Annotated in this window: 11 protein-coding genes; 5 read left to right on the top strand and 6 right to left on the bottom strand. The window is 65.3% G+C overall.

Annotation, left to right across the window (positions count from 1 at the left end):
- The first annotated feature begins 132 nt into the window (after positions 1-132).
- From BST42_RS06795 to BST42_RS06780, 4 genes are all read left to right on the top strand, one after another.
- Positions 133-966: an MIP/aquaporin family protein gene (locus tag BST42_RS06795; RefSeq protein WP_083117775.1), complete on the top strand. Its 834-nt coding sequence runs from the start codon at positions 133-135 to the stop codon at positions 964-966.
- 52 nt (positions 967-1018) lie between these two features.
- Positions 1019-2536 (top strand): glycerol kinase GlpK, encoded by a 1518-nt coding sequence (glpK, locus tag BST42_RS06790; RefSeq protein WP_083117774.1) that lies wholly within the window; start codon positions 1019-1021, stop codon positions 2534-2536.
- Between the two features lie 44 nt (positions 2537-2580).
- A complete protein-coding gene (locus BST42_RS06785) occupies positions 2581-4302 on the top strand; it encodes a glycerol-3-phosphate dehydrogenase/oxidase (RefSeq protein WP_083117773.1) in 1722 nt (573 codons plus the stop codon).
- Positions 4303-4416: 114 nt separating this feature from the next.
- On the top strand, positions 4417-4911 hold the full coding sequence (locus BST42_RS06780) for a TspO/MBR family protein (protein WP_083117772.1): 495 nt from the start codon (positions 4417-4419) through the stop codon (positions 4909-4911).
- A 53-nt stretch (positions 4912-4964) separates the two neighbouring features.
- Here the strand turns inward: BST42_RS06780 and BST42_RS06775 are convergent, their stop codons facing one another.
- The 6 genes from BST42_RS06775 to BST42_RS06750 all read right to left on the bottom strand — a co-directional run bounded on the left by BST42_RS06775 (position 4965) and on the right by BST42_RS06750 (position 11263).
- Positions 4965-5912 (bottom strand): alpha/beta fold hydrolase, encoded by a 948-nt coding sequence (locus BST42_RS06775; protein ID WP_083117771.1) that lies wholly within the window; start codon positions 5910-5912, stop codon positions 4965-4967.
- Between the two features lie 36 nt (positions 5913-5948).
- Positions 5949-7337, bottom strand: coding sequence for an oxygenase MpaB family protein (locus tag BST42_RS06770; RefSeq protein ID WP_083117770.1), 1389 nt, complete (start codon positions 7335-7337; stop codon positions 5949-5951).
- Positions 7338-7381: 44 nt separating this feature from the next.
- Complete coding sequence (locus tag BST42_RS06765) at positions 7382-8593, bottom strand: lycopene cyclase family protein (protein ID WP_083117769.1); 1212 nt, start codon at positions 8591-8593, stop codon at positions 7382-7384.
- Positions 8594-8616: 23 nt separating this feature from the next.
- Complete coding sequence (locus BST42_RS06760; protein WP_165760793.1) at positions 8617-9216, bottom strand: DUF3159 domain-containing protein; 600 nt, start codon at positions 9214-9216, stop codon at positions 8617-8619.
- 119 nt (positions 9217-9335) lie between these two features.
- On the bottom strand, positions 9336-10313 hold the full coding sequence (locus tag BST42_RS06755) for an alpha/beta hydrolase (RefSeq protein ID WP_237159272.1): 978 nt from the start codon (positions 10311-10313) through the stop codon (positions 9336-9338).
- A gap of 17 nt (positions 10314-10330) precedes the next feature.
- Entirely contained in the window at positions 10331-11263 is a 933-nt protein-coding gene (locus BST42_RS06750; protein WP_083117767.1) for an MBL fold metallo-hydrolase, read from the bottom strand.
- Between the two features lie 108 nt (positions 11264-11371).
- Between BST42_RS06750 and BST42_RS06745 the strand changes: the two genes are divergently transcribed.
- Positions 11372-11944, top strand: a complete 573-nt coding sequence (locus tag BST42_RS06745; RefSeq protein WP_083117766.1) for a TetR/AcrR family transcriptional regulator — start codon at positions 11372-11374, stop codon at positions 11942-11944.

Genomic DNA, 11944 nt, shown 5'->3' with positions numbered 1-11944 from the left:
CCATGGCGCCGCGTTCGACATTGTCGAACAGCGGCGGTTGATGTGCGTCACACGGGGTCCTTACGTTCGGAACACGTCACTAATCCAGTGCCCGTTCTCGGGACGTCGCGAACGCTCATAGAGGAGTCAACGATGAAGACGAAGCATCCATTTCTCGGCGAGTTGTCCGGAGAGATGCTTGGTACCGCCATCCTGGTCTTGTTCGGCTGCGGCGTCGTCGCACAGGTCGTCGCCGGAGGGTTCCCCAAGTCGGTCGGTGCCGGCGACCACAACTCGATCGCGTTCGGGTGGGGACTGGGCGTGACCATGGCCGTCTTCGTCGCCGGCCGCATCAGCGGCGCTCACCTGAATCCGGCGGTCACCGTCGCCCTGACCGTCTTTCGCGGCTTCGAGCGACGAAAGGTGCTGCCCTTCATCGGCGCACAGACGGCGGGTGCTTTCTTGGGCGCGTTGATCGTACGGTTCGTCTACGCCGACCAGATCGCCGCTGTCGATCCCGGCCACACTCGAGCAACGCAGGGCATCTTCTCCACCTCCCCCGGCGAGGGCGTGTCGATCACGACCGCATTCGCCGATCAGGTCGTGGGCACCGCCCTGCTGGTCATGGTGATCTTCGCCCTGACCAGCGCGATCAACAATCCGCCGATGGCCAACATGGGCCCGGTGATCATCGGTCTGCTGGTGGTCGCCATCGGCATGGCATGGGGGACCAACGCCGGATACGCCATCAACCCGGCGCGCGATTTCGGCCCCCGACTGGCCTCCTGGATCAGCGGCTACCAGGACGCGATGTACTCGGCCAACGGTCCCGAGTTGTACTTCTGGCTACCGATCGTCGCCCCCATCATCGGCGGATTGCTGGGCGGGGCGCTGTTCGTCTACGGCATCGAGCGGTTCCTGCCGCCCGACGATGCGCGACCCGACGAGATAGGTGTCTCCGAAGCGACCGCAGTTCCCCACCGCTGAACCTGCTCGTCATCGTTGTTTCCGACCCCCAACACGTCAGGAGAGTAATCCCATGCCCGATTTCGTCGGTTCTGTCGACCAGGGAACGACCAGCACCAGATTCATGGTCTTCGACCACGGCGGCAATGTCATCGCCGCGCATCAGCTCGAACACGAGCAGATCCTGCCCCAGGCCGGCTGGGTGGAGCACAATCCGGTGGAGATCTGGGAGCGCACCTCCTCGGTCATCCAGACCGCGCTCGGCAAGGCCGGGCTGGTCAGCAACGACCTTGCCGCCCTGGGCATTACCAACCAGCGTGAGACCACGGTGGTGTGGAACAAGCGGACCGGTCGGCCGTACTACAACGCCATCGTCTGGCAGGACACCCGCACCGACCGGATCGCCAGTGCGCTGGAGGCAGCAGGCCACGGCGAAACCATCCGGCACAAAGCCGGTCTGCCACCGGCGACCTACTTCTCGGGCGGGAAGATCAAGTGGATTCTCGACAACGTCGACGGTGTGCGGGAGGCCGCCGAGCGCGGGGATGCGCTGTTCGGTAACACCGACAGCTGGCTGCTGTGGCGGCTGACCGGTGGTAGCCACGGTGGCGTCCACGTGACTGACGTGACCAATGCCAGTCGCACCATGCTGATGAACCTGGAAACCCTGGACTGGGACGACGAACTTCTGGCAATCTTCGGAATTCCGCGTCAGATGCTGCCTGAGATCGTGCCGTCATCCTCACCCGAGCCGTACGGCATAACCCTGGCCGACGGACCACTGGGCGGCGAGGTGCCGCTGACCGGCGCGCTCGGCGATCAGCAGGCCGCCACCGTCGGCCAAGTGTGTTTCGCACCCGGTGAGGCCAAGAACACCTACGGCACAGGCAATTTCATGTTGATCAACACCGGCAACGACATCGTGCGCTCCTCAGCGGGCCTGCTGACCACGGTCGCCTACAAGTTCGGTGACACCGAGGCGGTCTACGCGCTGGAAGGCTCGATCGCCGTCACCGGTTCCGCTGTGCAGTGGCTGCGAGACCAACTCGGAATCATCAGCGGCGCAGCACAATCAGAGGTCTTGGCCCGTCAGGTCGAAGACAACGGCGGGGTGTACTTCGTTCCGGCGTTCTCCGGGCTGTTCGCCCCCCACTGGCGCTCGGATGCCCGCGGCGCGATCGTCGGTCTGTCGCGGTTCAACACCAACGCCCACGTGGCGCGGGCGACGTTGGAGGCGATCTGCTACCAGAGCCGCGACGTCGTCGAGGCGATGGAAGCCGACTCGGGGGTTCACCTCGAGGTGCTCAAGGTCGACGGCGGCATCACCGCCAACAACTTGTGCATGCAGATCCAGGCGGATGTCCTCGGCGTCGACGTGGTCAAGCCGGTGGTCGCCGAGACCACCGCGCTCGGCGCCGCCTACGCGGCGGGTCTGGCGGTCGGCTTCTGGAAGGACACCGATGAGCTGCGCAAGAACTGGCTCGAGGACAAGCGCTGGAATCCGGCCTGGTCCGACGAGCAGCGCCAAGCCGGCCACGCCCAGTGGCGCAAGGCCGTCCAGCGCACGCTCGACTGGGTCGACGTCGGCTGAGCCGGCAGCGCGCCGACTCCCTGCACCTCGAAAGGTCAAGTGACATGGAATCATTCCCGTTGTCTCCGCTCAACCGCGAGACCGCGCTCGTCGATATGTCCGAGACGCCGGTGGACATCCTGGTCATCGGCGGCGGCGTGGTGGGCGCCGGCGCCGCGCTGGATGCCGCTACGCGCGGCCTGCGGACCGGCTTGGTCGAGGCGCGCGACCTCGCCTCCGGGACCTCCAGCCGCTCCAGCAAGCTGATTCACGGGGGGCTGCGCTATCTGGAGATGTTCGATTTCGGACTGGTCGCCGAGGCACTTTCCGAGCGTGGGCTGATGCTGGAGAAGTTGGCCCCGCACCTGGTGCGACCGGTGAAGTTCCTCTACCCGCTCAAGCATCGGGCATGGGAGCGGGTCTATCTGGGAGCCGGACTGGCGCTGTATGACGCGATGTCGAAGGCATCCGGGCACGGTGCCGGCGTCCCCCTGCACCGACACCTGACGCGTCGCGGTGCACTGCGGGTTGCGCCATCGCTGGACAAAGGCGCACTCGTGGGTGCTCTTCAGTATTACGACGCCCAGGTCGACGATGCCCGGCACACGATGACCATCGCCCGCACGGCGGCCGCCTACGGCGCGCGGATCGCGACGCGCACGCGTGTCGTCGACCTGCTGCGCGAGGGAGAGCGGGTCACCGGAGCCCGGGTGATGGACCTGGAATCCAACCGCCAGTACATGATTCGGGCGCGTCAGGTCATCAACGCGACCGGGGTGTGGACCGACGATACGCAGACACTGGCCAACGAGCGCGGACAGTTTCATGTGCGCTCGAGCAAGGGCATCCACCTCGTGGTGCCGCGCGACCGCATCCGGTCGTCGAGTGGCATCATCCTCCGAACCGATAAGTCAGTCCTGTTCGTCATCCCGTGGGGCCGGCATTGGATCATCGGCACCACGGACACCGACTGGTCGCTGGACAAAGCCCATCCCGCGGCCAGTCAGCGTGACATCCGCTACCTGCTCGACCAGGTGAATTCCGTGCTGCGAGTGCCGCTGACCGAAGCCGACGTCGAGGGGGTCTTCACGGGACTGCGTCCGTTGCTGGCCGGCGAGAGCGCCGATACCTCCGCACTGTCGCGCGAACACGCGGTGGCGCATAGTGTTCCGGGCCTGGTGGTGATCGCGGGCGGCAAGTACACGACCTACCGGGTGATGGCCAAGGACGCTGTCGACGAGGCCGTTCACGGGCTGGGCGAGACCTTCGACCGCAAGATCCCCGGCTGTATCACCGAGGACATCCCCTTGCTCGGCGCCGAGGGCTTCCGGGCGATGTGGAACGCCCGGACCCAGCTAGCGGCCGAATCCGGGCTGAATGAGGCGCGCATCGCTCGGCTGCTGAATCGATATGGCTCGATGGTCGGTGAAGTGTTGGCCCTGATCCGAGATGATCCGTCACTGGGCGCACCGCTGCCGGCCGCCGACGACTACCTACGTGCCGAGGTCGTGTACGGCACCACCCACGAAGGGGCGCTACACCTCGACGACGTGTTGTGCAGGCGGACCAGGATCTCCATCGAGACGTTCGACCGGGGAACCGAATCCTGCTCGGAGATCGCCGATTTGATGGCGCCGGTGCTGGGTTGGTCTGACGAACAGAAATCGCGCGAGGTTGCGCATTATCTGGCCCGTGTCGCCGCCGAGCGGGAAAGTCAGTCGATGCCGGACGACGAGACAGCCGATGGTGCGCGGCTCGGGGCCGCCGACATCGTGCCAGTAGGCTGACTGACTGACTGACTGACGGGCCCGACAGTTCAGCGGAGACGACGTCGCCGAGATGGCGTAATCGCCGGCGGATACCTCCTGTGCAGCCAGAGTTTCCGACAGAAATGGACGCAGATGACCTCGGAGATCCCGGCTACGACGCGCTCACAGCACATCCTCGCGCTTGTCGTATCGCTCGTCGCTGTCGCCGCGGTAGCAGCCCTGGGCGGGCTTGCCTCTGCTGGTGCCGCGAGCGAGTACGGACGGCTCGCACAACCCGATTGGGCGCCGCCGCCCAATGTTTTCGGACCGGTGTGGACCATCTTGTACGCACTGATGGCGATCGCCGCCTGGCTCGTGTGGCGGGCCGACCCTCGATTCGGTAACCCGGCGATCATCCTGTACGCCACGCAACTGGTCCTGAATCTGATCTGGTCGCCGCTGTTCTTCGGCCTCGGCTGGCGTGGTGTGGCACTCGTGGACATCCTCCTGCTCGACGTAGTCCTGGCCGCGACCCTTGTGCTGTTCTTAAAGGCCAACCGCATGGCGGCCGCGCTGCTCATCCCGTACTTCGCGTGGAGCCTCTTCGCGACGGTCCTGAACTACTCGGTGTGGTCGCTGAACAGCTGACCCAGCTCGGGATCGAGGCAGGGGCGCACCAAAGTGGACGTGACGCCGACGGACTAACCGTCCGTTCGTTCGCCGATGAACTCCACCCCGGCATTGATCGCGGGACGGTGCCGAAGGACTCGGTAATGGGCCAGTCGGCCGAGCCCTTTGGTCGTCAGTAGTCGCGCGCCGTGCCATGACGCTGCCAGTCGCTCGGTGGCGGCATACGGGCTGTCCGGGTCGTCGGGGTCGTGGATGAGAAGCAGCGGAGGGTAGTTGGCTCGTCGACCGACTCGCGTCATGTTGGTCTCATGCAGCGGCATGTCGATTCGTTTTTCCAGACGGCGGTGGAGGCCGGCACGGATACGGCGGCCGAAGCCATGGCGTGCGGCGAACAAGTCGAGATAGAGCGGAAAATCTGCCATCGGCGCGAAAAAGACCAGCCGTCCTACCGGTGCGCCCTGCGCGGCCGCCAACGCCGTCGCGTTCGCGCCAAGTGAGTGGGCGACCACAGCGTGCGCCGGCCCATGAGTCTGGATCATCGCCGCGATCGCGTCGGCACACTCGGTGGCGGTGGTACGCCCGGGAGCGAGCGCACCCGGGTCGGATTCGTTGTGGCTGGGCAGGTCGAACGCAACGACCCGGTGCCCGGCCTCCACCAGTGGTTTGACGAACATCGCCAGATGCGGGCGCTGTCCGCCCCACCCGTGAACCAGATATATCGGCGGCCCCTCGCCCCATTCCTCACCAACGACCCGATGCCCATCCCAAAACGCTTCCACCGGCCTGCCGGGGGGCACACCCGGCGGCATGCGCAGAGCTGACTCGAGAACCGGTGGGGTGCACCACAACTCGACCGCCCACCGCGATCCCAACCATGGCGCGAACCGCTCGAGAAGGCCGAAGCGTCGGCGCACTTGGACATCGACCTCGGGAAGGATGCCCGAGCCGACGACATCGAGCGGGGGGATCTCGCCGACCGGCCCCTGCGCCGATGCTGGGTGGGGTGCTCCTTGCGTCATCAGCCTCGATCGTAGTACGGGCGTGACACCGGTGAGCTAGCCGGTGAAACCCTCCCCCGCCGTCGAGCGATCGTGGTGGCTGAAGGTCAGTGGAATGTGCTTACCGCGGGCGATCTTGTTCAGCATGGCAATCCGCTCGCGGGCGGCCGCCCCGCTCTTCTTCCTGCTCTCGCGGATGGGGTTGGAGAACGGCAGCAGGTCCGTGACCCGCGCGATGCCGACGTTGAGCCGGGTGATGTCGGTGAAGATGCGCACTCGTCGTTCGAAGTTGTAGCCGAGCGGCTCGAAGAGCGTGCCCGCCACCATGGCCTCGATCTGCTTGTAGCCGAACACGACTCCTGCCGGTGCCAGGGCGACGCTGGCGGTGATCTGATTGACGTGCCGGGCGACCACCTTCTTGACCACTCCGGGAAGCGCGTCCGTCAACGTCGTCAGGTGTACAGGACCCGCGATGGCATCGACGAGTTGGGCACGCCACGGGGACGGGTTGCCCCCTCGGGCCAGAACGTAATTCAACGATTTGATCAGCTCGATGCCGTTCGCGGAGTGCAGCGCCTCGGGGGCACCCCACAGCCGCCCGGAGAACGACGAGTATTCGGCGAGGTCCTCGAGTTGTTGCGGGGTCAGTTTGCGGCCGAAGGCATGGTCGACGAGGCGTCCGAGCAGCATGCCGCTGCCGAACCCGAGCAACGATGTGACGGGGATCGGTTCACCGAACTTGAGATAGACCTCGTCGCCCCATTTCCGTCGGAGCCCGCGGCTGGCCAGGGCGTGCATCAATCGCACCCGCACCACGTCCTGGAACGCATCCGAATGCCGATCGAAGATGTCGGGCAGCGTGAATTCGGCGAAAACCCGTGCGGTCTCGATGAATCGGCGCGGGCCGTCATCGGCGAATCGCCCGGTCGCTCCGGTGGCCGCGGAGATGTCGCCGGTCATCGCGGTCTCGTAGAAGGCCCACCCGCGGATGATCGTTGTGGCGGCCCACGTGCTCGACATCGCCAGCATCCGGCCCCGCTCGGCCGCGACGAGATCGAATTGGGCAGGCAGCTGATCGAGGTGGTCGAAGAGATCGACGAACTCCTGCGGCGGGTCCTCGAGCGTGTCGATGCCCTGGGTCAGCGCTTGTTCGAAGAGCGCCCGACCCTGCTCATGGCCGAGGCGCTCGAAGGCCTCGACCGCGCCGATCATGAGCTCGTCGCGCTGCCAGAAATAGTCGTCTCGCAGACGCGTGAGGTCGCTGGGTTGGACCTCTCGGTCGATGTCGATCCACTCGCCGAAGATGAACTCCCGCATGAATCGCCACTGCTCGGCGAAGTGATCGCGGCCGGGCGGGATGGGACGCAACGGCCGGTCGGGATGATCACGCCGATTGAAGTCGACCTCGGAGAGCAGGATCTCCGGACGTTCCCCAGTCACCGTCATGAGGCGACGGTAGCGCGGGCGCGCCTTTCTGGCAACGCCCGTTGTCAGTTGGCGCGGATCGGTGGGGCTGGGAGCTCCTCGTTGGTTTCCAGCGCACGCATGAGTGCCGGCAGCACAAGATGGCGGCGCAGTCGCCAGTTCGATTCACGAAACAAGCTGGCCATTGCCGCGACGGTGCCGCCGATGTCGTCGCGGCCGGTGAGGTAAGCCCAGCGGTGCGCGTCCGGCAGCGAGAAGAACTGTTCGAAAAATCCGGGGACCTCGGCGGCCGGCATCCGTAACAGCGCTTCCAAGCCGATACGCCGAACGCGGTGGATCACCTTCGCGGCGGTGGGCCAGACCGTCGCCTGCGCTGCCGCGAGCGCTCGATCCGGATCCGCCGGGAGATGCTCGGCGAATGCGCACGCCACCCGCGGCGCCAGGTGAAGCGAGCTTGCCACACTGAATCCGCTTGCCGGATGGATCAGCGGCGCGGCCGCGCCGAACCCGACCACACCCGGCCCCGAATGTCGGGTTTGGTCGACAGGGAATGAAACCTTCTCCGTGCGTGCCTCTTTCGGCGCCGTGATGCCGTGGTGGGCCAGCCTGGCATGAAGCCGGCGGCGCAAGGTCGCCAATGGCAGTCCGGGTCGGCGGGCCAGTGACGTCTCTTCCACCAGCACCGCGCCGCCACCCAGCGGAACGACGTAGAGGAACGTGGGCCACCCAGACTCGCCATGATCGGCGCGCCAATCCATGAACAACGCCTCGCCGGGAGCCACCAGCGGGGCCACCGCCGCTTCGTCGAGGACCACGCCGTAGGCCGTCTGCTCGGCGGGTACGCGGCGCGACCGGTTGGGATCCAGCGGGCGCGAGCGGCCGGTGGCATCCACGACGACCGAAGCTCGCAGTGTCGAGCCGTCGGCCAGCGACACCACACCCCGCTGCGGCGATCCGACGGCCCGCCCGGTGTAAACGGTCACGCCCGCACTGTGGTCGGCCAGGTGGGCACGCAGCGCATCGATGTCGAGGATGACGTATTCCCAACCCAGACGATGCTCGGTGAGCGCGATGGCCCGACCCTCGGCCCGCGCGGCGACTGTGGCGGCCGGAAGGTCGGCGGGAAGTTCGGGGCTCCACATGCCGTAGGTCGCCACCCACCGCCGCTCCGGGTTCGGATCCAGCAGACCGACGGACATTCCGCGTTGGCCGCAAGCCGCTGCCAACGCCATACCGGCCGGCCCCGCCCCGATCACCAAGACGTCCACGCGCTCCATCGTGCCCTCTTGGGCAAGAGCATCTACCGCGCCGTCTCCGCGGCGGCGGCCGAACCGTCATCCACCTGTGAATACGCGGCTCGCAGAATCCGTAGCTGCAGGTACGTCGTCAGCAGCAGTAAGGGCACCCCCATCACCATGCTGGCGATGCCCAGCGCCAGCACGTTGTCGTCGAGGTAGAAGGGGATTTTGACGGCGCTGCGCACAATGACGGCGACGGCCCAGATGACGGTGCACAGGTCATAGGCCCGACGTTGAACGCGATCGGAGTACCACCGTGTGTCTGCGATAACTGGGCCGATGAGCACGCCGAGGAGTGGGCGGCGGACCAGCAGCGAGGTAACCAAGACGACGCTCAACACCGACGTGCGGGCGATGTCCAGGAGATAGAAGTCCGTCCCGTCACCGGTAGTGACGACCGCGAGGGCGGACACCCCGATCAACGCCGCGCCGGCCAGCGCAGTCCGCACCGGCTGCCGACTGTGCAGTCGTATCGCTGCCATGACCAATGCGAGCGCCAGCGCGGCGCAGGCGGCCGGGCCGATCTGCTCTGTCGCCAGGTAGACAGCGAGGAACACGGCGTGCGGTCCTAGCGCATCAGCCAGACCGTGCCATCCGCCCACGAGATTGATCAGCGGTGTCTCAGGTGACGTGATGATGGTGGCGAAGGCAGCCCCTGTGCTGTGAAGTCGCTGCCGAAGCCGTTGGCCCCGCGGGACTTTACCTGTCGTCGAGTGTCGAGTCACGACGGCAGAGCATCCAGCCAGGCTGTAACGGTGTCCACGTAGGTCTGCGGTTGGTGTCCGTGCATGGAGTGCGGCATCTGCGGAAAGTTCATGCAGTGGAACGAGTTTCCGGCCTGTTCGACGAGACTCTGCACATATTGCACCTGCTGGTCGGAGATGGCGCCGAGGAGACTACCGGTCGCCGGATCAAGCATGCGGAAGTGGTGGGTGAAAAGAACCGGGACCTTCACGTGAGCCAGCATCGTTTCGTGGTCACAGTTACGGGCCACCGACCCGGTCGAAAACGCGTGGCCCCATTCCGGGTCGTACTCGCGCAGACTTTGCGGAACCTCGCTGTTGATCCCGTGCTCCCCCGAAGCTTCGGCGGCGCCGAGTAGACCGGCCGGAATCCACTTGGGTAGTTCCACATCCTGCGCGTTGCGCATGCCGTCGAAGTCGGCGATGCTCCACTGCGCTCCCAACCACTTGTAGAAAAGCTCGAAGAGCGGGCCTGCAGCCTGCCGAATCGACGGTCCCACTGCGGGATTGACTTCCGATGAGAAGAGTGGGGCGTCTTCGTAGACGGCTGCGCGGATCTGCCCAGGCGCGGCGTAGGCAGACAACCACGCTGCGACGACTCCACCCGACGACAGCCCGCTGACCACCACCGGTCGTGCGATCACTCGGTCGATGAACCGAACCAGGTCGGACCCGAACAGGTCGAGGCTATATCGGCCGGGCGTCCAGGTGGACCGCCCTTGCCCGCGCAGGTCGACGGCATAGACCTGGAAGCGTTGCGAAAGCAGCTTCATCACATCCTCGTAACCCCACCAGGATTCGGTTTGGCCCGGGATGAGCAGTATGGCCGGGTTGTGCGCCTCGCCCGCGGTCGCGTAGTTCATCCTGACCTCGCCGAGGTCAACGATCTGCTCCGGATACCCATGCGGCACAAATATTTCCGGATGGTGCTCGTAGTCCAGATATGTCACAGTCACAGTGCGTTCCGATCAGTTCAGTGGATGTCCAGGTCGTCGGCGAACGTGACCGACCCCCCATAATGTGCCCCGATAGCGATGCGGGCCTTGGCCATGTTTTCCGGCGTGAGCGGATTGTGGGTGATGACAATCGATTTGACGTCTGCGCGGCTTGCCAACAGCCCGACCTCGTGGGCGGCCAGGTGTTCGAGTTCGAAGCGTCGTTTGATCGCAGCGAGCGCCGACGGCGGAAATGAGAATGCGCGCGATATGTTCGACACGACCTGCTCCGGGTCGGTGATCTCGCTCACCAGCATGTCCGCCCCGGCGGCCAATCGTTCGACGTTCGCGCTCGGACCGGTATCGCCGGTGTAGGCAATGCTGCGCGTCGGTGTGGTGAACCGTAGTGAAAGTGACTGGTAGCGATGCGCTTCCGGGCTGCCGGCGGGATACGCATAGTGCGTATTCGTGGCGGTGACAGAGTCGATGTCACCCACGGTGAACTGTGACCCGTCGGTGATCTCGATGACGGTGATCTCGGCGTCAAAGTGCTGCACGAAACCCGGCACCTGTGACATCGAGCCGGAGGCGAAGTCGAACGACGACCGGATCGCATTGACCGTGCGCAACGTGCCGCGTGGGCCGTAGATCGTCAACGGGCCAGGGATATGGGCTTGTAGCCTGCGCCCAAGCAGCCCATACAGACCGGCGGTGTGGTCGATATGCAAGTGGCTGAGTATGACGGTGCGCACCGCCGCAAGAGGAACTCCTGCCTTACACAGCTGATCGACCGCGCCGTCGCCACAGTCGACCACGATCGCCTCCACTCCGTCATAGAGCACGTTCGCCGGCTGGTGCCGCTCGGCACTGGGAAGTGGACCGCTCATTGTTCCCAATGTGATCCACCGGAACTCCTTGTTCCCGTCCGGTGCGGTCGCGGCGGCGTCCACGCCATCGACTTCGTCGAGCATCGGTTCTCCTTTCGATCGAGCATCGCCGGAGTTCACTTTACGGCCGTTAAATGAAATGTCCAGCGCGCCGCGAAAAGGTGATCCACCTAACAGCCGTAAAGTGAACGCGTGACCCCGCCCGACGCCGAGCCCAGGACTCGTGCAGAGCGCGTACGCCAGACTCGAGAGCGCATCGTCAGTGTGGCGCTGACGTTGTTTGCCGAAAAAGGTTATGAGGCAACGTCTTTACAAGACATCGCCAGCGAGATGGGCCTGACGAAGCCCGCGGTCTACTACCACTACCGCGGCAAGCAGGAGATCCTGAACGATCTCGCCGAACCGGTCCGCACCACCCTGTCCGAGCTGTTGGACCGTGCCCGTGCCCAACCGCTCGGGCCACAACGCACGGACATCCTGGTGACCGGACTGGCGGATCTGTTTCTCGCACGCCGCAAGTTCGCGCGAATCATGGCCCAGCAGGCGGCATTCCGCGACGCCATGCGCACAGCAGTTGGCGGGCCAGGAATTCTCGATACGCTCATCGAGGTCACCTACGGCCCGAATCCAAATCTGGACCAGCGCTTCGCCATATATTCAGCGACATCGGTAGGGCCGGCACTCTCGGCGCTCGGAGACCACCCGGAGGAACAACTGCGGGCGGTCCTGATGCGGGCATTTCGCAGGATAGCCAGCGTTCAATGA

This window comes from Mycolicibacterium rhodesiae (genome assembly GCF_002086695.1).
GTDB classification, from domain to species: domain Bacteria; phylum Actinomycetota; class Actinomycetes; order Mycobacteriales; family Mycobacteriaceae; genus Mycobacterium; species Mycobacterium rhodesiae.
This window is presented reverse-complemented; position numbering and strand designations above follow the sequence as displayed.

Excerpts from the sequence above, each read along its gene's own strand:
- BST42_RS06770 (WP_083117770.1), bottom strand. The coding sequence starts at position 7,337 with ATGACGGTGACTGGGGAACGTCCGGAGATCCTGCTCTCCGAGGTCGAC.
- BST42_RS06775 (WP_083117771.1), bottom strand. The coding sequence starts at position 5,912 with ATGACGCAAGGAGCACCCCACCCAGCATCGGCGCAGGGGCCGGTCGGC.
- BST42_RS06780 (WP_083117772.1), top strand. The coding sequence starts at position 4,417 with ATGACCTCGGAGATCCCGGCTACGACGCGCTCACAGCACATCCTCGCG.
- glpK (WP_083117774.1), top strand. The coding sequence starts at position 1,019 with ATGCCCGATTTCGTCGGTTCTGTCGACCAGGGAACGACCAGCACCAGA.
- BST42_RS06765 (WP_083117769.1), bottom strand. The coding sequence starts at position 8,593 with ATGGAGCGCGTGGACGTCTTGGTGATCGGGGCGGGGCCGGCCGGTATG.
- BST42_RS06750 (WP_083117767.1), bottom strand. The coding sequence starts at position 11,263 with ATGCTCGACGAAGTCGATGGCGTGGACGCCGCCGCGACCGCACCGGAC.
- BST42_RS06795 (WP_083117775.1), top strand. The coding sequence starts at position 133 with ATGAAGACGAAGCATCCATTTCTCGGCGAGTTGTCCGGAGAGATGCTT.
- BST42_RS06785 (WP_083117773.1), top strand. The coding sequence starts at position 2,581 with ATGGAATCATTCCCGTTGTCTCCGCTCAACCGCGAGACCGCGCTCGTC.